The following is a 19432-nucleotide window of genomic DNA, read 5'->3' as shown; positions in this document are numbered from 1 at the left end:
CCCGAAATCCTGGGCCACCGACGTGCGTGCGACGAGCTGTCACGGGGCCAGCGCGGCCTCCATCACCGCCTTCGCGATCGGCGCCGCGTCGCCGCCGCCGCTGATGTCGCCCCGCTTGGCCGACGCGTCCTCGACGACCACCGCGACCGCGACGGCGGGCCGGACCGCGCCGTCCGCCTGGGCCCAGGAGATGAACCAGGCGTAGGGGCTGCCGATGTTGCCGATGCCGTTCTGCGCGGTGCCGGTCTTGCCGCCGACCGTGGCTCCGGGGATCGCCGCGCTGGTGCCGGTCCCGGTCCGCACCACGTCCACCATCATCTGCTGGAGCCGCAGCGCGGTCGCCGGGTTCATCGCCCGCTGATAGGTCCGCTGGGCGGTCGTGGAGACGGTCGCGCCGCGCGCGGTCGTCGTACGGTCCACCAGATAGGGGTACTTGAGGTCCCCGCCATTGGCGACCGCCGCCGAGACCATCGCCATCTGGAGCGGGGTGGCCGTCGTGTCGAACTGGCCGATGGCGGAGAGCGCCAGCTGGTCGGGGCTCATCCGGGTGTCGAAGTTCGACTTGGCCACGCCCGACGGGATCCGCAGGTGCGTGTCGTTGAAGCCGAACTTCCGGACCGTGTCCAGCATCCCGGCCAGCCCCACCTTCACCCCGAGCCCCGCCATCACGGTGTTGCAGGAGACGGTGACCGCGTAGGCCAGCGAGGCGTTGCCGCAGCCGCTCGCCTCGTTGGGGAGCGTGGTGGAGGTGTTCGGCAGCATATAGGGGTCGGGGGTGTCGGTGGGCGCGTTGACGTCCGTGACCGCCCCCGAGTCGAGCGCGGCCGCGGCGGTCACGATCTTGAAGGCGGAGCCCGGGGGATAGGTCTGCCGGATCGCCCGGTTCAGCATCGGCTGGTCGGCGTCCTTGGTCAGCCGCGACCAGGCGCTCGCCACCGACCTGCCCGTCCCCGAGAGGACCCCCGGTTCGTACGAGGGGCTGCTGACCAGCGCCAGGATCTTCCCCGTCGACGGTTCGAGCGCCGCCACCGCGCCCTTCTTGCCGGCCAGCCCGTCGTAGGCGGCCCGCTGCATCGACGCCCTGATGGTGGTGACGGCCCGCCCGCCGGAGTGCCGGCTGCGGGTCAGGTCGTTCCACAGCGGGAACACCGAAAGGAGCGAGGAGGTGCCCGACAGGACGGGGTCCTCCGCGTTCTCGACGAGCGTGGTGCCGTACGTCTGCGAGGCGTACCCGGTGACGCTGGCGTACAGCGGGCCGTACTTGTAGGTCCGCTCGTACCGCAGTTGCTGGCCGGTGTCCTTGGAGCCGGTGACGCTCTCGTCGCCGACCACGATCGCGCCGCGCGGCTGGTGGTAACGGGCGATGGCCAGACGGCGGTTGGCGGGGTTGGCGTCGAGCGCGTCGGCCTGGAAGACCTGGACGCGGGCCGCGTTCACGAGCAGCGCCACAAGGAGCACCAGGCAGAAGGCGGCGGCCCGCCGGATGTAGCGGATCACTTCGCCGTTCCCTCCACCGATGGCTCGGGCCGCGCGATGACGCCCGTCTCGACCACGGGCAGCGGGCGCCGGGCCAGATCACTGATCCGGATGAGCAGCGCCACGATGATCCAGTTGGTGACCACCGACGAGCCGCCCTGCGCGAGGAACGGCATCGCCATGCCGGTGAGCGGGATCAGCCCCATCACGCCGCCCGCGATCACGAACACCTGGAGCGCCAGGATCGAGGCGAGCCCGATGGCGAGGAGCCGCCCGAACGGGCTGGGCAGGCTGAGCCCGGCCCGGTAGCCCCGGGCCACGAGCAGCGCGTACAGCAGGAAGATCGCGCTCAGTCCGGACAGGCCGAGCTCCTCGCCCGCCGTGGCCAGGATGAAGTCGGACTTCGCGGCGAAGCCGATCAGGATCGAGTGGCCGAGGCCCAGACCGGAGCCGAGCGTGCCGCCCGCCCCGAACGCGAAGAGGGACTGGGCGAGCTGGCTGGGGCCGAGGCCCGCCTCGATGGTGGCGTACGGGTTCAGCCAGTCGGTGACGCGGCCGTGCACATGGGGTTCGAAGAGGGCGACCGCGGCCGCGCCCACCGAGGCGAGCAGGAGCCCCACCGCGATCCAGCCGATGCGCCCGGTCGCCACGTAGAGCATGACCACGAACAGGCCGAAGAAGAGCAGCGAGGTGCCGAGGTCGCGTTCGAGGACGAGTACGCCGACGCTCAGCAGCCAGACCATCACGATCGGGCCGAGCACGCGTCCGGTGGGCAGCTGGAGCCGCCAGATCCGGCGGCCGGTGTAGGCGAGCGCGTTGCGGTTGGCGGCGAGGTAGGCCGCGAAGAAGAGGGCGAGCAGGACCTTGGCGAACTCCGCGGGCTGGAAGGAGAAGCCGCCCACCCTGATCCAGATCTTGGCGCCGTTGACCGCGGGGAAGAGGATCGGCACGAGCATCAGGACCAGGCCCGCCGCCATCGAGAGGTAGGCGTACCGCTGCAGGACGCGGTGGTCGCGCAGGACCAGGACGACGGCCAGGAAGAGGCAGACCCCGAGCGTCGACCAGACCAGCTGCGCGGGGGCCGCCCGGCTGCCCGGGGTCGCGAGGTCGAGCCGGTAGATCAGCACCAGGCCGAGCCCGTTGAGCAGCACCGCGATCGGCAGCAGCAGGGGGTCGGCGTACGGGGCGCGGAAGCGGACCACGAGGTGGGTGAGGAGCGCGAGCAGGCCGAGCCCGGCCCCGTAGCGCGCGGCGTCGGGCGGCACCGTGCCGTTGCGCGCGAGACCGACGTCGACGTAGCCGAGCACCACGACCAGGACGGCACCGACGAGCAGGGAGAGTTCGACGCCCCGCCGCTTGGGGAGGCGGAGCTCGGGCGGGGGCGCGTCCGCCGCCGACGGTGCGGTCATGCCACGCAACGTAGCAAGACGCAGGCCTTATGTCCCTGTATGTCATGGGGTGCCGAACCGAATGCGTGACAGCCCGTCAAACCTGGCAGCTGGTCGCCGGACCCGCGGGCTCCGGCGTGGCCTCCGTGCCCGCGGCCCGGGCGGGACCGGCTCCGCGGGCCGGCCGGCCCGTCCGGGTGAGCCGGGCGCCCGAACGGCCGCTCACCCTCGCGGCGTTCGCGACCGCCAAGTCCCGGCTCCTCGGCGGCCGGACGGGCGGCTCAGCACCAGCGCGGCACGGCACCGATGTTGTCGATGTAGAAGGCCGATCCCCAGGCCCAGGTGCCGTCGGTGAGCAGGTACCAGCGGTCGTTCCCGTTGACCCGGTCGCCGCCGGTCTTGCAGAAGATGTGCACGATCGAGCCGTACGGCGCCTTGCCGACGATCCTGCTGCCGCGGGTCGGCCGATCGCGCAGGAGCAGGCCGCTCTTGGCGGTGACGCGGCCCTTGTACTCGTTGTGCGTGGCCTCCTCGGCGGAGGCGGGTGACGTGGTGGCGAGCACGGCCACGGCGGCGGTCGTCACGCAGAGACCGAGTGCGGCAAGAGGGGAGCGCAGGGACATGGTGCCTCCTGGAGAGAGCCGGGGCCGCTGGTGAGCGACCCTCAATTCGCCTGCCTCACACTAAATTCGCCGCTTTGAGTTCGCAAAGCGTAACGATGCGTCATGCGGTGCGGGGGCTGTCCTCGGCGCCGGGCGTCTCGAAGCCGACGTACTCGGGGAGTTCGAGCCGGGCCACCGCGCCGCCGTCCGGGGCGTTGCTGAAACGCAGCTCGGCGCCGATCACGGCCGCCTGCCCCACCGCGATCGTCAGCCCCAGGCCGTGCCCCTTGCTTCCGGCATCGGTGCGAAAGCGCTGCGGCCCATGGTCCAGGAGGTACTCCGGATAGCCCGTGCCGTGGTCCCGCACGGTGACGACCGGGCCCTGCACCGTCAGCTCGACCGGGGCCTTGCCGTGCTTGTGGGCGTTGGCGACCAGGTTGCCGAGCACGCGCTCCAGACGCCGCTTGTCGGTCTCCACGCAGGCGTCCCGCACCACCGTCAGGACGGTGTCCCGCTCGGCGGTGCCCGAGGCGACCGAGGCCCGCACCACCCGCTCCAGGACCGGAGCCAGCAGCTGGAGGTCGAGGTCGACGGTCTCGCTGCCCGCGTCCAGGCGGGAGATCTCCAGGAGGTCCTCGGTGAGCGAGCGCATCGCCCGCACCCGGTCGCGCACCAGCTCGGCCGGGCGCCCCTCGGGCAGCAGCTCGGCCGCCGCGTGCAGACCGGTCAGCGGGGTGCGCAGCTCGTGCGCCACGTCGGCGGTGAAGCGCTGCTCGCTGAGCAGCTTGCCCTGGAGCGTGGAGGCCATCGTGTCCAGCGCGCCGGCCACGGTGGCCACCTCGTCCTGGGGGCGCGAGGGGTCCTTGGTGCGGGGGTCGTTGACCCGGGCGTCGAGGTCGCCCGCGTCGATCCGGCGGGCCACGGTCGCCGTCTGGTGCAGCCGCCGGGTGATCCGGGTGACCGCGAAGACGCCGACCAGCAGGGTGGCGCCGATCGCCAGGATGGACGAGCCGAAGATCGCCTTGTCGAGGCCGTTGATGGTGCGGGCGCTCTGGGTGTAGTCGAGCTCGGCGGCCAGCGCCTTGCCGTCCGCCGGGCCCGCCGCCCACATGGTGGGGCGGCCGTGGTCGTCGTCGACCAGGGTGCCGCGCTTGCCGGAGAGCGCGAGCGCGCGGAGCGAGGGGGGCAGTTCGGGCGGGTCGAGACCGGCGCCAGGTGGCAGCGCCTCGCCCGCCTCGTACATCTGGGTGACGGCGGCCAGCTTGTCGAGCGCCTTGTTGCGGGCCTCGCCGACGGTCTGCCGGGTCACCGAGACGTGCACGAGCGCGCCGAGCAGGGTCGCCAGCGCGCAGCACATCACGGTGATGAACACCGCGGCCTTCCAGGTGAGCGTCGCCGTCCAGGCGGGCAGCGGCAGGCGGGGCGGCCTGGGTATCCGGGGGGTTCTCATGGTGCGTCCGCCGTCAAGGTGGCCGACGGACGCGCCGTCGGCGGCTTCTTCTTCGGTGAGGGCGGGGTCTGCCCGGGGCCGGAGGGCCCGGGGTGCTTGCCGCCGCTCTCGCCGCCCGGCTTGCGGCGCACGATCTCGTCCCGGGTGGGGAGCATCGCCTGCTGGTGGTCGTCCCAGGACCAGGCGGTGCGGTACTCGTAGCCGGGCATGCCCGCCGACACCGACCGCAGGATCACGTCGCGGCCCGCCAGGTCGACGCTGATGATCTGGTCGACCGTCGACATGATCCGGATCAGGCCGCCGTCCTTGGCCAGCATGTAACAGCGCACCGCCAGGTTCTGGTCCGGCATCCGGATGCCGAGGATCAGCTCGTCCTTGCCGTCCCCGGTCAGATCCCGGTAGTACGGCTTGAGCACCGGGCAGCTGGCCGGCTTCTGCTTGCAGGTGGCCAGCTGGCGGACCGTCTCGTCGTACAGCCCGTCCTCGCCGCTGTAGGTGTTGGGGTGTGCCTTCACCTCGGCCTGCACCACGGCGACCGGGTTCAGTTTGCGGACGTCACCGCCGTGCACCTTGATGCCGGGCACCTGCTCCGTGTCGGTCTCGCCGTAGGCGTTGGGCGTCGCCGAGGCGGGGGGCAGATCCGGCCACAGATGGATCGGGCCGACGGCCGTCGGCGTCGCGCCCGAACTCTCCAGGTGGCCCGCCCCGCCGCAGCCGGACAGCAGCAGGACACCCACTGCGGTCAGCAGGGGTGCCAAGAGTGCGATGCGGCGGTGGCGGATCAAGGTGCTCCTGTCGTGCGGTCACCCCAGGCTATTTCACCTGCCGCCGGGGCTTCGCCGGAGCCCCGGCTGCCGGGTTTCCGGCGCTGTCGCGCGGCCTACCGCTGGTACGGGTTCTGGCCCTGCACGGGCCCCGGCTGCGCCTGCCCGCCGTACGCCTGCTGCGGCGAGGCCTGCGGGGCGAGCAGCCCCTCGGCCTGCTCCTTGGTGATCTGCTGCTCCAGACCGCAGAAGGTGCACTGGGTGCGGTACCGGGTGGAGATCGGGAACAGCGGAATGAAGAACAGCGTGAACTTCGTGACGTACTTGCGTACCCCGTGCGCGGACGGGTTGCCGCAGTTGCCGCACACCAGGGTGAGCATCGCGAGCTGGTAGAGGTAACTGCGGGTGCCGAAGATGATCATTGAGTGGGTCCCCTCCCGGATTCTGTGTCGTGTCGCGCGCAGGCGTCGTGGCCATGACCTTCCCGAGCCCATCGCGTGGTGACGACCCCCACCCGGCTTATTGCCCTCACGGGCATCGGGCTGTTCCCATGGTCGGGGTGGGGTGATGGGGCATGGCAGGACTGCGGGTCACACCGGTACACCGGCACGGACAGGCGCGACTGTACGTCAGCCTTCCGGACGGGCGCAGCGTCGCCTGGTACGACCGCGACACCGGACGGGTGTCCCTGCTGCTCGACGACCACCGCGACGAGGTGCTGGCCGCGCTGCGCCCGTACGCGGTCGGCGAGCTCGTGGTCGGCCCGCCGCCCGTGCCCACCTCCGCCGACCTGGTCCGGCTCTCCCTGCACCCCGACGACGACCTCGCGCCCAACCGGCCGGGCGAGGCGCTCATCGCCGAGCTGGAGCGGGGCGAGCCCCAGCGCCGCTTCAGGACCGACCCGCGCCGCGGCGAGCTGGCCGCACAGCAGCTCGCCGGGGCCGCGCTCGACCGGCTCGAAGCGGTGGGCTGGCGGGTGCTGCACTCGGTCCCGCTGCCCGGCCGGGCGCGGATCGACCACCTGGCCGTCGGGCCCGCGGGCGTCCTGACCGTGCGCTCCCTCAGCGCCCGGCGCCACCGGGTGCGCGTCGCCGACCCGCTGGTCACCGTGGGCCGCGCCGCCCCGCTGCCCCACCTGCGCGCCGCCCGGCACGAGGCCGAGCGCGCCTCCCTCGCCCTCGCGGCCGCCGTCCGCCCGGTCCTCGTCCTGGTCGGCGCGGAACGGGTGGAGCTCGGCCCGCCCGGCGTCCGTGACGTACGCGTCCTCACGGACGGCGAGCTCCCGGACCTGGCCCGCCTGGGCGGCGTCCTGAAACCCGCCGACGTGGAGTCCCTGTACTGGACGGCCCGTGACCGCCGGACGTGGTCGCGGGTGTGAGCGTGCGGCGGCTCACCCGCGGCTGTGGCGGCGGGGCCGCGTCGTCGGGGCGGTCACGGCAGGCGGCCCGCCAGGCCGGGGTCGGCCAGCGGCGCGAGCAGATCGCCGTCCCGTTCCAGGCGGGGCCCGATGTCGCCGATCAGGAACGTCAGGTCGGCCGGGTCGGCGCACGCCTCCACCTCCGCCCAGGACACGGGCGCGGACACCGTCGGCCGGTCCTTGGCGCGCACCGTGTAGGGCGTCGCCGTCGTCTTCGCGGCGGCGTTCTGGCTGAAGTCGACGAACACCCTGCCGGGGCGCAGCGCCTTGGCCATCTTGTGCGTGACCAGCCCCGCCAGGGCCGCCTCCGCCTCCCTGGCCAGCGTCTTCGCGTACGCCGACACCTGCTCGGAGGGGGTCGGCTCCAGCGGGCTGAGCAGGTGCAGCCCCTTGGCGCCCGAGGTCTTGGCGTACGCGTGCAGCCCGTCCGCCCGGAGCCGGTCCCGCAGCCAGCGCGCCACCACGCAGCACTCGACGACGCTCGCGGGCTCACCCGGGTCGAGGTCGAGGACGAGCCGGTCGGCCCGGGCGGGGGCGGCCGCCCGCCACTGCGGGGTGTGGAACTCCACCACCAGGTTCGCCGCCCACATCAGGGTCGCCAGATCGGACACCACGACCTGGCGGGCCCCCGGGTCCTCGGAGCGGGGCACCGAGGCGGTCGTCACCCAGGAGGGCGTGCCGGGGGGCGGATTCTTGGTGAAGAAGCGCTGGCCGGCCGGGCCGTCCGGGAAGCGCAGGAACGACACCGGACGATCGTCCAGCTGGGCCAGGAGCGGGCCCGAGACCGTGGCGCAGTAGTGCAGCAGCTCGCCCTTGGTGGTGCCGGTCGCCGGATACAGCACCTTCTCCAGGTTGGACAGCGCGATCCGCCGCCCCTCCACCTCCGTGATCGGCGTCATACGATGAGAGTCCCACGAACCACGCAAACCACACTCCTCGGGGACGAAGAGGAGAAACAGTGCGATCCATCTGGAACGGTGCGATCTCGTTCGGCCTGGTCAGCATCCCGATCAAGCTCGTGAATGCCACCGAGAACCACTCGATCTCCTTCCGCCAGATCCACACCGCGGACGGCGGCCGGGTCCGCTATCGCAAGGTGTGCGAGCTGGACGGCGAGGAGCTGACCACCGACGAGATCGGCAAGGCGTACGAGGACGCCGACGGGTCGATGATCCCCATCACCGACGCCGATCTGGCCTCGCTTCCGCTACCCACCGCCAAGACCATCGAGATCGTCGCCTTCGTGCCCGCCGACTCGATCGACCCGCTCCAGATGGACGCCGCCTACTACCTCTCCGCCAACGGCGTGCCCGCCGCCAAGCCGTACACGCTGCTGCGCGAGGCCCTCAAGCGGAGCCGGAAGGTGGCCATCGCCAAGTTCGCGCTGCGCGGGCGGGAGCGGCTCGGCATGCTGCGGGTGGTCGACGACGTGATCGCGATGCACGGGCTGCTCTGGCCGGACGAGATCCGGGCGGCCGAGGACGCCGCGCCCGAGACCGACGTCAGCGTCCGCGAGGCCGAACTCGACCTGGCCGACGCCCTGATGGACACGCTCGGCGAGGTGGACATGTCGACCCTGCACGACGACTACCGCACCGCCGTGGAGGAGCTCATCGCCGCGAAGGCGGACGGCGCCCCGACCCCGGCGGCGGCCCCCGCCGCGCCCGGCGGCAAGGTCATCGACCTGATGGCGGCCCTGGAGAACAGCGTCAAGGCCGCGAAGGCCGCCCGCGGCGAGGGCGACGCGGTCGCCGAGGTCACCGAGCTGAGCTCGCGCAAGTCCGCGGCGTCCAGGAGCGCGCCCGCGAAGAAGAGCGCGGCGAAGAAGGGCGCCCAGAAGGCGCCGCAGAAGAAGGCGGCGCAGTCCAAGACCTCCCAGGCGCGCAAGACCACCGGCGCCAAGAAGTCGGCCGCGGCCAGTCCCAAGTCCACCGGCGCGAAGAAGTCCACCGCCACCACCGCGAAGAAGACCGCGGCGAAGAAGACGACACCGAGGAAGCGGGCCAGCGCCTGACGTCCCCGCCCCGGCACGGGGCCTCGATTCGATAACGGAAGGGTTGCGGCGCGTCCGCTGCGGCGAAATGGATGGCCAGGGGTGTGAAAGGGGTGCGGCCATGATGCGGAGAACCGGCGACGGCCACACCCGTACCGAGGCCCCCGGACGACCGGACCCCTATGTGCTCTCCGTCCTGCCGTACGCCGTGATGGCGCTGGTCGTCGTGGCCAACCTGATCGCGGGCCCCACCGTGGGACTGCTGCCCCTGGTCTCGCTCGGACCCGCCTTCGCCGGTCTGGTCGGCGGCTGGCGGCGCACGGTGGTCGTCGGACTGATCGCGCTGGCCGCCGGGGTCGGGCTCGGGATCTACAGCGAACTCTTCGAGGAACGCCGGGGCTTCGCCTCACTGGCCGCCGTCGCGGGGGTGACCGCGGTGGGCGTGGCCGGCAGCGTCATGCGCCAGCGCCGCGAGGCCGAGCTCGCCGACATGCGCTCGATCGCCGAGGTCGCCCAGCGGGTGCTGCTGCGGCCGGTGCCGCGCAGCGCGGGCCATCTGCGCGCGGCGGTCTCGTACACCTCGGCGGTCGCGGAGGCCAGGATCGGCGGGGACCTGTACGAGGTCGTCCCGGCGCCCCAGGGGGTCCGCGTGATCATCGGGGACGTGCAGGGCAAGGGGCTCGAATCGGTGGAGACGGCGGCCGTGGTGCTCGGCGCGTTCCGGGAGGCCGCGCACGACGAAGCGGACCTGCGGGGGGTCGGAGCGCGCGTCGAGCGGGCGGCCGGGCGCGCCCTGGAGGGCGAGAAGTTCGTCACCGCGATCATCGCCGAACTACACCCCGCGAACGGGGTGGTCTTCCTCAACTACGGCCATCCGCCGCCCCTGTTGGTCCGCGCGGACGGCTCGGTGTCCTTCCCCGAACCCCCTCGGTACGCGCTGCCGCTCGGCCTCGGCCTCGGCTCGGGCGAGGGCCCGCAGCCCTTCACGGTGCCCTTCGCCCCCGGCGACCAGCTCCTCCTGTACACCGACGGCGTCACCGAGGCCCGCGACCGGTCGGGCGAGTTCTACCCCCTGGGCGCCCGCACCCCGCTCCTGAAGGACCCCGACCCCGAGGCCGCCCTGGAGGCCCTGCGGCGGGACCTCATCCTCCACACGGAGGGCCCCCTGCACGACGACGCGGCCATGCTGCTGCTCCGCCACCGGGAGTAGCGCGGGGTGCTGGGTCCCCTACGGGGGCGCGGGGAACTGCGCGAGTGACCCAGCACGGTCTGCGGGCGACCGGGCGTCCGCGGAAGCGGCTGGGCCGCGCGGGGCTCTCGCGCCCGTTCGTCCGTGGACCGTGCGTGGCTGGTCGCGCAGTTCCCCGCGCCCCTAAGGGGGTGGTGCTGAGCCTGGTCTCGAAGGCTGGGCCGCGACCCTAGAGCGCGGCGCCGCGTTGGAGGTGGGCCGTGAGCTGCTCCAGGACCGGCCACGCGGCCGCGTCCGTGCCGTCGCCCAGGACGTAGTGCAGCGCGGGTTCGGACGGCGGGCCGAGGGGGACGGGGCGCAGGGCCAGCGGGGGGCGTTCGGCGTGGGCCAGGCCCGCCGAGCGCACCCCGTCCGCGCCCAGCGTGTACGAGACGGGGATCGGCGGCGCCTCGAAGTGGGCCGGCACGGCCAGGTCGCGGCGGCCCCGGCGCAGCGAGACGAACATCTGGTCGAGCCCGGGGTCGGCGGCCAGCGTCGCCGCCAGCGCCTGCACGGCGTCCAGCGGGGGCGCCTCGTCCGCGCCGTACCCGAGCGTGAGCGTCGCGTCCGCGGCCACGCCCCGCTCGACCCGCGTGACCCGGAGCCCGGCGAGCGCGGGGCGCGCCGGGTCACCGACCGCGAGCAGCTGGGTGGGCTCGGGCGCCCGGTCGCGGGCGAGGTCGGTCAACTGGCGCGCGGACCAGGGGAGGTTGATGGGTTCGGCGGTGCCCCAGCCGGCCGGGGCCGCGCCGGTCAGCGCCTGCCAGGCGGCCTCCAGGGCGTGGCCGAGCACCAGGTTCTCGTCCGGGTTGTGCACCGTGCGGAACGCGACGATCAGCTGCCGCTCGGAGGTGAGCGGGGGCGCGCCGAACGCCTCGGCCACCACGGCCTCGCCCTTCGCGTCGCGAGCCGGCGCGAAGGTGCCGTCCTGCCAGCGCAGGACCGCGCCGGACAACCCGTCGTAGTAACCGCAGTCGGGGTCCTTGACCACCCAGCGGTTGGGCGCACCCGTCAGCGCCGTACGCAGCGGAAGGCTGAGCCGCACGCCCGGCGGCGTGACGATCTGCAGGGCGCGGCGGCTCTCCACGGCCGTGCGCAGGATGTGCGACAGCCAGGCGGTCAGCGCGATCAGCGGCCGGTCGCACATGACGACGGCGGTCGACTCGGTGAGCACGTCCACCGTCGGGTGGGCGCCGCCGGCCGCGGGCCGCGCGCTCACCTCGGCTTCGTTCACCGGGACGACCTCGGTGCTCGCGGCGCCGGGCGGCCAGGTGGCGCCGCCGAGCAGGGTGGTGAGCCGCCCGGCCACCGAACCCGCGAGCCGTTCGGCCTCGGGCAGCGCGGTGGAGGCCCGCGCCTCGGTCCACCAGAACGGGCCCTGGGGGGCCTCGACCTGGCCGCCCAGGAGCCGCTCGGCCTCGCCCGGCACCTGGACGAGCAGCGGCGCCTCCAGGGAGACGAGCGGGCGCCCGTCCGCGGCGCAGAGCTGGACCACCGCACCGTCGTGGCCGGTGTCGACGGCGAGGTCGGGCCCGCCCGCGTACAGCCCGGCGAGCAGCGCCCAGGTGTCCGGCATCTTCGGGGTGAGGGCGATGACGTCCTTGGTCACGAGAGCTCTGCTTCTTCCTGGTGGGCGAGGGCGGTCTGGACGAGCTGGTGGCGGCGGCCGCGACGCACCAGGAAGCCGCGGCCCGGCGGCTGCGCGGACGCGTACAGGCCGGGGAACAGCTGGCCCTCGGTGCGGTCGCCGGTCATGACGAGCGCGGCGGTGCCGGTCTCGCGCAGGGTGGTCAGGAACGGTTCGTACAGCGCCCGCGCGGAGCCCGCCACACGGCGGGCCACCACGAAGTGCAGCCCGATGTCCTGTGCGGAGGAGATGTACGGCAGGAACGGGGCGAGCGGCTGCTGGCCCGCGGTGGTCAGGATGTCGTAGTCGTCGACGAGGATGACGATGCGCGGCCCGTCGAACGAGGGCCCGTCCGGCAGCGCGTCATGATCCACCGTCTCGTCCGGCAGCCGCTTCTCCAACTCGGCCGCGATGCCGGAGGCGAGCCCCGCGCTGATCTTCGCGTTGTGCGCATAGCCCCCGCGGTACGGCTCGGGCACCACGCCGCGCAACCCGCGACGCGGATCGAACACCGCGAAGACCAGCTCCTCGTCGCTGTAGCGGGCGGTGAACTGCTGGGCGATGAGCTTCAGCAGGTTCGTCTTGCCGCACTCGTTGTCACCCAGGATCAGCAGGTGCTGGTCGTGCTCGAACAGGTCGAGCAGCACCGGGTCGAGCGCGTCCTGGTCGACCGCGATGGGGATGCGCCTCGGCTCGGCGGCCGGCGACGGGAGCCGCTGCGCGGGCAGCCGGGTCGGCAACACCCGTACCGGAGAGGCGAGTTCACCGTGCCAGGTGGCGCGCACCGTGCGGGCCGCGTCCTCCAGGGCGGGGCCCAGGTCGGCGGCGGACGCCACCGAGTCGGTGCGCGGCAGCGCGGCCTGCGCGAACAGCTTGCCGTTGGTCAGCACCCGGCCCGGGGTGTCCTGGGCGAGCGTCTCGGACAGCTTGCGGTCGATCGAGGAGTCGGACGGGTCGTTGAGGCGCAGCTCCAGCTGGGTGCCGAACATCGACTGCGTCGCGATCCGCACGTCGTTCCAGCGCAGCATGCCCGCCACGATGTGGATGCCGTAACCGCTGCCGCGCTTGAGCAGGTCGGCCACCGCGTCGTCGAGGTCGTCGAACTCGTCGCGCAACGCCCCGTACCCGTCCACGAGCAGCACCACGTCGGTCGAGCCCAGCTCGGGCAGCCGGCCCTGCGCGCGCAGGCGGCGCAGCTCGTCCACCGAGTCGATGCCGTGCTCGCGGAACAGCTCCTCGCGGGCCGCCAGCATGGCCCGCACCTCCGCGACGGTGCGCGCGGCCCGCTCGTGGTCGGCGCGCCCGGCGATCCCGCCGACGTGCGGAAGCCCGGAGAGCGCGGCCAGACCGCCACCCACCAGGTCGAGCCCGTACAGGGCCACTTGTGCCGGTGTGTGGGTCAGGGCGAGGGACAGCGCGAGGGTGCGCAGCAGCGTCGTCTTGCCGGACTGGGGCCCGCCGATGATGGCCACATGGCCGCCGGCCACCGTCAGGTCGAGCGTCCAGGGGCCCTGCCACTGCCGGCCCGGATCGTCGAGCACACCGAGCGGCACCCGCATCGGGCCCGGCCGGTGACTGAGCTGGAGCCCGTGCTCGGAGACCTGGAGCGGTCCCGCCGCCGCGTCGAGGCTGATCGCCGACGGCAGCGGGGGCAGCCAGATCCGGCGCACCGGCTCGGCGGCGGTGCGCAGCTGGTCGACCATCGCCGACATGACGGTCGGCCCGGTCTCGCGCTCGCGCATCTGCGGCTCGGCCGGGACGTCCGTACTCTCCTCCCGGGTCGCGGAGTTGAAGGTCGGATACGGCCACGCCAGCGGGGTGTCGTCCTGCTGTTCCAGGACGGCGGGGCCCCGGTAGGCACCGGAGACGTAGCCCGCCTTGAAGCGTTCGTACGTCGAGGTGTCGACCTTCAGATAGCCGAAGCCCGGCAGCGGCGGCAGGTGGAAGGCGTCCGTCGTGTCAAGGACGGTGCGCGACTCGTCGGCGGAGAACGTCCGCAGACCGAGCCGGTAGGAGAGGTAGGTGTCCAGGCCCTTGAGCTTGCCGCCCTCGATGCGCTGGCTGGACAGGAGCAGATGGACGCCGATGGACCGGCCGATCCGGCCGATCGACAGGAACAGGTCGATGAAGTCCGGCTTGGCGGTGAGCAGTTCGCCGAACTCGTCGATCACCACGAAGAGGTGGGGGAGCGGTTCGAGCTCGGGCCGCTCGGCGCGCAGCGCGGCGTAGTGCCCGATGTCGGCGACGTTGCCCGCGTCCTTGAGGACCTGCTGACGCCGCTTCACCTCGCCCGCGAGGCTGGTGTGCACGCGCTCGACGAGACCCGCCTGGTTCTCCAGGTTGGTGATCACCCCGGCCACGTGCGGGAGTTCGGCGAACGGCGCGAAGGTCGCACCGCCCTTGTAGTCGACCAGGACGAGCGCCAGGTCCTCCGGCGGATGCCCCGCGACCAGGGCGAGCACCAGGGTGCGCAGCAGCTCCGACTTGCCGGAACCGGTGGCTCCCACGCACAGGCCGTGCGGGCCCATGCCGAGCTCGGAGGGCTCCTTCAGGTCGAGCAGCACCGGCTGGTGGCGGTCGTCGAGACCGATCGGCACCCGAAGGAACGCCCGCTCGCCGCGCGGCGCCCACAGCCGGTCGACGTCCAGGTCGGCCGGGTCGTCGATGCCGAGCAGCTGCGGGAAGTCCACGGGGCCGGTCACCGGGGTGCCCTCGGCCACCGACTCGGCGGACAGCCGCAGCGGCGCCAGCATGCGCGCGAGGCCCTCGGCCCCGGCCGCGCTCACCTCGTCGGACAGGCCGTAGGACACCGGCGGGCTCGGGTTGGCCGGATCGCGCAGGTCCTCGACCGTGATGCGGTCGCCGTCGACGCTGATCCGGACCGTGACGTGGTCCGGCTCGTGCACCTGCTGCTCAAGCAGGTGCAGCACCGTCACGCCCATCTCGGTGAGGCCGACCGCCGAGTCCGGGCGGGGCAGTTCCTCGGCCGGGGTGCCGTACTCGTCGCTCACCACAAGCAGCCGGTCGATCATCCGCAGCGCGTCCCGGTCGGACAGCCCCCGCCGCACCTCCGCCGCGTACGAGGCCCGCTGCCGCAGGTCCGCCCGCATCAGACGGGCCAGCTGCGGCATGCTCGGCGCGATCCGGCGCGCGGCCACCGGGCCGTCGCTCTCCAGCGCCTCCAGGACGTGGGGCAGCCACTTGGCCCACTCCCACTCCTCGATCCGCTCGCCCGGCACCCCGAGCGCGATCGACAGATCGTCCGGCGCGTGCGTCACGGCCGCCTGCACGAGCAGCGCCCGCGCGACCCGCAGCACCCCTTCGCGGTCCCCGACGACGCTCACGTTCGCGGCCCGGTCCAGCGGCACCGTCAGCGGCGACTCCGTGGCCGTGGCGTACCGGGCGACCAGCGCCCGCGCCTCGTTCAGCATGAACGGGTCCGGCGGCGTCAGCACCCCCTGGGCGCTGTTCTGCCCGATCGACAGGTCCTGCGTGGGTACGGTGCCGGTGCCCACCCGCACCCGCAGGAAGTCGGCGTCGCCGCGCCGGCGCTCCCACAGTCGGGCCGGATCCCGCACTAGGTCGTACAGCGCCTGCGGCGGCGGGTTCAGGAGGCGGGCCCGGAGCCTCGACTCCCGCTCCACGGCGCCGAGTTGCTCGCGCTGCTCCTCCAAATACTCCAGATAGCGCTCGCGCTGGGTGCGCCGGGTGCGCTGGGCCTTGCCGCGCTGGGACAGGAACAGCGCCACCGCGCCGAGCAGCGCCACCACCAGGACGATGGCGCCGAGGCCCGCGAACTGGCTGTTGCGGATCACCGTCATCATGATGACCGAGCTCATCACTCCGGCCATCGGGAGCAGCGCGGTCGCGGCCGTGCCGGTCTTGCCCTCGGGCAGGTTGGGCGGCGGCTCGATGGCGCGCGGCGCGGCGGGGGCGGTCGGCCGGGTGGAACGGGCCGGGCGGTGGACCTGGTGCAGCGTCATCGCACCCTCACCGCCCGCTCCATCGCCTCGGCGGCCAGCGCGACGGCGGCCTGCCGGGTGGCCCGGCCGAGCAGTGCGGTCTGGATGGGGCCTCCCTGGGCCAGATGCCGGTCGTAGGGGACCGGGAGCACGGTGACGCCCGCCTCGCGCAGATGCGCGGTGGCGGCCTTCAGGTCGAGGGTCATGTCGGGGGAGTTGGCGGTCAGCGCCACCACGGTGGTGGCGAGCGCCGAGTGCGGCAGCTGGGCGAGCCAGTCCAGCACGAGCCGGGTGCCGCCCACGCCCTCCGCGGTCATCGGGGCGACCACGATCCGGGCGTGCGCGGTGTCCATCGCGGTACGCGCCACCTCGCCGGGCAGCGTCTCGCAGTCGACCACGGTCACCGCGAAGTACCGCCGCAGCGCGAGCGTCACCGTGCGGTACGTCCGCATGCTCAGCGGCGCGCCGAGGCGCCCCTGGCTCGCGGGCAGCAGCCAGCCGCCGTCGGTGACGGGCACCAGGTAGCCGGTGACATCGGTCAACTGCATGGCGGGAGTGAGGATCTGGGCGAGATCGGCGCAGGACCAGCGCACCGATTCGGCGCCCAGCCGCACCGGCAGCGTGCCCAGCGCGCCGTCCGCCTCCAGGGCGAGCACGGGGTCGTGCCGGTAGTGGTTGAAGCTCCGCGCGAGCAGCGCGGCGACCGTGGTCTTGCCGACGCCGCCCCGGATCGAGGTGACGGCGATGACCCGCCCGGTCGTCACGGGCTGCTGCAACTCCCGCCCGATCCGGGTCTCCTCGGCCACGTCCTGCGCGGCGGAGGAGGTGAGCCTGCGCATGGAACGCCCGGCCCGCTTGGTGACCGAGTCGCCGTGCACCGGCCGCCCGAGCGCCACGGCGAGCCGGGGATCGACGGTGGGTACGGACTCGGGGGTGGCCATCGGCACCGCCGCCTCGCGCCCGCCGGGGACGCGGAGTTCGGGGAGGGTGGCGGGGCGGGTGTCGGCCGGGGGCACGGGCTCGGTCGCGCGCATCGGCAGGGCGCCGGGGCGGCCGTCCGGCGCGGCGCCGTCCTGGGCGGCGGCGCGCGCGGCCGCGAGGGCGTCGAGGGTGCCGGCGATGTCGAGGTCCGGGGTGTTCGCCCGGGCCCCCGTGGCGTCGGGGTGCCGGACGGCCGGAGCGTGCCCGGAGGCGCCGGGCTGCCGGGAGGGCGGGGTGCGGCCGCCGCTGTCCGCGGCGGAGGCATCGACGCTCGCCGCGCGGGCGTCGTCGGCCGGGCCGGGCCCGGCCCGGCGTATCCGGAAGGTGCCTTCCGCGGCGCCCGGGTACGGCCGAGCGTCCGGCGCCGCCGCGCCCTGCGCGTCCGGCCGCGCGGCCGACCCCGCCGAGTCGGCCGCATCCCGCTGCGCGGCCTCGTTCAGCTCGCGCAGCACATCGCGCTGCCAGTCCTCGCCCACAGCCATATCCCGACCTCTACGCATACCTACGCGAATGTGCCGAGCAGACGCCCGTACACCCCGAACACACCGAGCACCAGCGGGAACAGCGCGATCACGCCGATCGATTCCAACGCGTCGCCGAACCGCCGCAGCCGCACCCGTACATGGTCGGCCGGCTGGACGACGAGCACCGCGACCGGGGCGAGCGCGAGGACCACGAGCAGGGCCAGCGGGCCGACCGCGCCGGTGCGCTCCCACCACACCCAGGCGAGCCGCCCGGCCACCGCGGCCGCGGCCGCGAACAGGCCCACGACCTCGGCGACCAGCGGATAGGCCCGCGCGCGCAGGGCGAGGACCACGGCGAGGACCGAGGCGAGCGGCACCGTCCACACGGTCGGCGTGCGCAGCGCCAGGATCCCGGCGACCGCCGCGCAGGCCGCCATGACGACCGTGGCGAGAGCGAGCCCGCGGTGGGTGGCCGCGAGGGCGGTCGACACCTGGTAGCGGCTCACCGACGCCCCGCCGGAGCGCCGGTCGTCCAGACCCGAGAGCCCGGACGCCATCAGCGCGAGGCGCGGCAGCACTCCGAGCAGCAACGCGGAGACGACCACCACGATCGCCCCGGCCCGGGCCTGCCCGACCGCCGTGCCGGCCCCGGACTGCAACGCGATCACGGCCTCCCAGCAGACCCCGGCCCCGGCAACGGCCCCAGCGCCGATGAGCCCGCCCCGCCCGAGCGGCGAGAACAGGCCGAGCAGCAGGAGTCCCACCGCGACGGCGGCGCCGACCGCGCCGAGCCGGGCTCCGCCCGGCCAGCCGTACGCGTCCGCCAGCGTCCAGGCGCCGAGCATGGCCAGCACACCGGCCGTGACGATCAGCGTGGTCGCGGGCCCGCGCTGCCCGGTCCGGCCGAGCACCGCCCCTGCGACCGCGCCGGCCCCGGCCACGGCGAGCAGCACCGCGCCGACGGCGGACAGCGCGAACTCGTCGCGTGCGAGCGCCCCGGCCGCCAGCGCCCAGCCGACGGTGGCGAGGCCCGCGACCGCGCGCCGCGCGGCGGGCCGCCAGCGCCAGGCCCGTACATCCAGATCGTCCGCTGCCTCGTCGGTGACGTCGTGCACGACGGGCGCCGAAGGCGCGTCCTCGACCCGCACCAGCCGCAGGACCGCACCGTCCGGCACCCCTGCCGACGCGAGTGTCGAGTCCTGGGCCAGGGCCGATCCGTCGGCCGTCGTCAGATGGCGCAGCATCGGCCGACCGTCCGGCCCGTCACCGAGCAGCCGCATGATTTCGGGCAACAGCAGCCCAATGGGCTCTTCGGAGGGCAGAACGAGATCGACCCGACGCTGTTCACCGACCAGAGTGACCCGGCTCAATGCCGTACGGCTCACCGATCCCGTAGTTATCACGCGTGCGAACCTATCATCGGGCCGAAGACTTCACGGCGGGCGAAGAAGCAGGAGAAGAAGGGGGCGGAGACGATACCGAAGTCGGCTGAACCGAAGTCCCGTACGGCGTCTTGCCGATGAGCTTGTGCGAAATGAACGACCAGCCCACACAGCCCGCGCAGAGCACCGCCGCAATCACAATTCCGGCGAAAAGCTTCCCGAGGCGTTCATCGACCGAGCGCCGCCCGCGCTGTCCCCCGAACAGAAGGGCATCGCGAAGTCGCCGACGCCGTACCGAAACCGACTCCAGCAATTGGCTGTCATAGTCCTGCGCGGCTGTCATGCCCGGCCGATCCCCTCAAGAGCCTGCTCACGCCGCACGGCGCGATGCCGGTGCGACCCTTTCTGATACGGACGGAAATCAAGGGCATGCGCGAAGCCTCGCGGTGACCGCCGCGACGAAAGCGCCCGCCGCTTCCCGGGTGATCTCCACATTCCCTCCCCACGGCCCTCGGTGCGGCTGCTCGAAGACCCTCGTCGAAAAGGCAGGCGTACGTACCCCGGAGATACGGTGCTCAGCCGATGGCGTCGACGGCGGCCTTGGCCTTCGACAGTGTGGACTGGGCGGTTCCGTCGTTGAGTTCCAGGGTGCCGCGGACGAGGCGGATGATTTCGCGGACCTCGTTCGCGGCCTTGTT

Annotated in this window: 15 protein-coding genes; 3 read left to right on the top strand and 12 right to left on the bottom strand. The window is 73.5% G+C overall.

The genetic code is table 11. The annotated features are described in order from the left end of the window. Nucleotides 1-39: 39 nt before the first annotated feature. The 6 genes from DT019_RS37075 to DT019_RS37050 all read right to left on the bottom strand — a co-directional run bounded on the left by DT019_RS37075 (nucleotide 40) and on the right by DT019_RS37050 (nucleotide 6102). Nucleotides 40-1497 carry a penicillin-binding transpeptidase domain-containing protein gene (locus tag DT019_RS37075; protein WP_114041402.1) on the bottom strand — a complete coding sequence of 486 codons (1458 nt, stop codon included), beginning with the start codon at nucleotides 1495-1497 and terminating at the stop codon, nucleotides 40-42. Continuing rightward, nucleotides 1494-2885 (bottom strand): FtsW/RodA/SpoVE family cell cycle protein, encoded by a 1392-nt coding sequence (locus DT019_RS37070; protein WP_114041401.1) that lies wholly within the window; start codon nucleotides 2883-2885, stop codon nucleotides 1494-1496. Before DT019_RS37070 ends, DT019_RS37075 begins: the two co-directional genes overlap by 4 nt. A gap of 260 nt (nucleotides 2886-3145) precedes the next feature. Beyond that, nucleotides 3146-3487, bottom strand: coding sequence for an SH3 domain-containing protein (locus tag DT019_RS37065; protein ID WP_114041400.1), 342 nt, complete (start codon nucleotides 3485-3487; stop codon nucleotides 3146-3148). Nucleotides 3488-3587: 100 nt separating this feature from the next. Further along, the gene (locus tag DT019_RS37060) at nucleotides 3588-4916 is read right to left on the bottom strand and encodes a sensor histidine kinase (RefSeq protein ID WP_114041399.1); all 1329 of its coding nucleotides are present in this window, start codon (nucleotides 4914-4916) and stop codon (nucleotides 3588-3590) included. Then, nucleotides 4913-5701: a hypothetical protein gene (locus DT019_RS37055; RefSeq protein WP_114041398.1), complete on the bottom strand. Its 789-nt coding sequence runs from the start codon at nucleotides 5699-5701 to the stop codon at nucleotides 4913-4915. The genes DT019_RS37060 and DT019_RS37055 overlap by 4 nt, the downstream gene beginning before the upstream one ends. Before the next feature lie 95 nt (nucleotides 5702-5796). After that, nucleotides 5797-6102, bottom strand: coding sequence for a zinc-ribbon domain-containing protein (locus tag DT019_RS37050; protein WP_114041397.1), 306 nt, complete (start codon nucleotides 6100-6102; stop codon nucleotides 5797-5799). Nucleotides 6103-6254: 152 nt separating this feature from the next. Between DT019_RS37050 and DT019_RS37045 the strand changes: the two genes are divergently transcribed. Beyond that, on the top strand, nucleotides 6255-7058 hold the full coding sequence (locus tag DT019_RS37045; protein WP_114041396.1) for a nuclease-related domain-containing protein: 804 nt from the start codon (nucleotides 6255-6257) through the stop codon (nucleotides 7056-7058). Between the two features lie 53 nt (nucleotides 7059-7111). Here DT019_RS37045 and ligD read toward each other — a convergent pair whose 3' ends face one another. Next, complete coding sequence (ligD, locus tag DT019_RS37040; RefSeq protein WP_114041395.1) at nucleotides 7112-7996, bottom strand: non-homologous end-joining DNA ligase; 885 nt, start codon at nucleotides 7994-7996, stop codon at nucleotides 7112-7114. Between the two features lie 59 nt (nucleotides 7997-8055). Here ligD and DT019_RS37035 point away from each other — a divergent pair, with 59 nt between their 5' ends. Both DT019_RS37035 and DT019_RS37030 read left to right on the top strand, forming a co-directional pair. Then, nucleotides 8056-9111 (top strand): Ku protein, encoded by a 1056-nt coding sequence (locus DT019_RS37035; RefSeq protein ID WP_114041394.1) that lies wholly within the window; start codon nucleotides 8056-8058, stop codon nucleotides 9109-9111. 103 nt (nucleotides 9112-9214) lie between these two features. Beyond that, nucleotides 9215-10300, top strand: a complete 1086-nt coding sequence (locus DT019_RS37030; protein WP_114041421.1) for a PP2C family protein-serine/threonine phosphatase — start codon at nucleotides 9215-9217, stop codon at nucleotides 10298-10300. A gap of 208 nt (nucleotides 10301-10508) precedes the next feature. On the opposite strand, the gene DT019_RS37025 is transcribed toward DT019_RS37030, so the two are convergent. From DT019_RS37025 to DT019_RS37005, 5 genes are read right to left on the bottom strand one after another with little or no spacing between them, the layout of a single operon-like run. Then, nucleotides 10509-11927, bottom strand: coding sequence for a DUF6177 family protein (locus DT019_RS37025; protein WP_114041393.1), 1419 nt, complete (start codon nucleotides 11925-11927; stop codon nucleotides 10509-10511). Beyond that, nucleotides 11924-15928 carry a type VII secretion protein EccCa gene (gene eccCa / locus DT019_RS37020; RefSeq protein ID WP_114041392.1) on the bottom strand — a complete coding sequence of 1335 codons (4005 nt, stop codon included), beginning with the start codon at nucleotides 15926-15928 and terminating at the stop codon, nucleotides 11924-11926. The genes DT019_RS37025 and eccCa overlap by 4 nt, the downstream gene beginning before the upstream one ends. Next, nucleotides 15925-17370, bottom strand: a complete 1446-nt coding sequence (locus DT019_RS40590; RefSeq protein WP_223279955.1) for a hypothetical protein — start codon at nucleotides 17368-17370, stop codon at nucleotides 15925-15927. The genes eccCa and DT019_RS40590 overlap by 4 nt, the downstream gene beginning before the upstream one ends. 20 nt (nucleotides 17371-17390) lie before the next feature. Then, nucleotides 17391-18755 carry a type VII secretion integral membrane protein EccD gene (gene eccD / locus DT019_RS37010; protein ID WP_114041391.1) on the bottom strand — a complete coding sequence of 455 codons (1365 nt, stop codon included), beginning with the start codon at nucleotides 18753-18755 and terminating at the stop codon, nucleotides 17391-17393. Between the two features lie 13 nt (nucleotides 18756-18768). Continuing rightward, on the bottom strand, nucleotides 18769-19077 hold the full coding sequence (locus DT019_RS37005; protein WP_114041390.1) for a hypothetical protein: 309 nt from the start codon (nucleotides 19075-19077) through the stop codon (nucleotides 18769-18771). Nucleotides 19078-19432 lie beyond the last annotated feature (355 nt).

It is taken from the genome of Streptomyces sp. SDr-06 (assembly GCF_003324565.1).
Classification (GTDB): Bacteria; Actinomycetota; Actinomycetes; order Streptomycetales; family Streptomycetaceae; genus Streptomyces.
This window is presented reverse-complemented; position numbering and strand designations above follow the sequence as displayed.

Excerpts from the sequence above, each read along its gene's own strand:
- DT019_RS37070 (WP_114041401.1), bottom strand. The coding sequence starts at position 2,885 with ATGACCGCACCGTCGGCGGCGGACGCGCCCCCGCCCGAGCTCCGCCTC.
- DT019_RS37065 (WP_114041400.1), bottom strand. The coding sequence starts at position 3,487 with ATGTCCCTGCGCTCCCCTCTTGCCGCACTCGGTCTCTGCGTGACGACC.
- DT019_RS37060 (WP_114041399.1), bottom strand. The coding sequence starts at position 4,916 with ATGAGAACCCCCCGGATACCCAGGCCGCCCCGCCTGCCGCTGCCCGCC.
- DT019_RS37050 (WP_114041397.1), bottom strand. The coding sequence starts at position 6,102 with ATGATCATCTTCGGCACCCGCAGTTACCTCTACCAGCTCGCGATGCTC.
- DT019_RS37045 (WP_114041396.1), top strand. The coding sequence starts at position 6,255 with ATGGCAGGACTGCGGGTCACACCGGTACACCGGCACGGACAGGCGCGA.
- ligD (WP_114041395.1), bottom strand. The coding sequence starts at position 7,996 with ATGACGCCGATCACGGAGGTGGAGGGGCGGCGGATCGCGCTGTCCAAC.
- DT019_RS37030 (WP_114041421.1), top strand. The coding sequence starts at position 9,215 with ATGCGGAGAACCGGCGACGGCCACACCCGTACCGAGGCCCCCGGACGA.
- eccCa (WP_114041392.1), bottom strand. The coding sequence starts at position 15,928 with ATGACGCTGCACCAGGTCCACCGCCCGGCCCGTTCCACCCGGCCGACC.
- DT019_RS40590 (WP_223279955.1), bottom strand. The coding sequence starts at position 17,370 with ATGGCTGTGGGCGAGGACTGGCAGCGCGATGTGCTGCGCGAGCTGAAC.
- DT019_RS37005 (WP_114041390.1), bottom strand. The coding sequence starts at position 19,077 with ATGACAGCCGCGCAGGACTATGACAGCCAATTGCTGGAGTCGGTTTCG.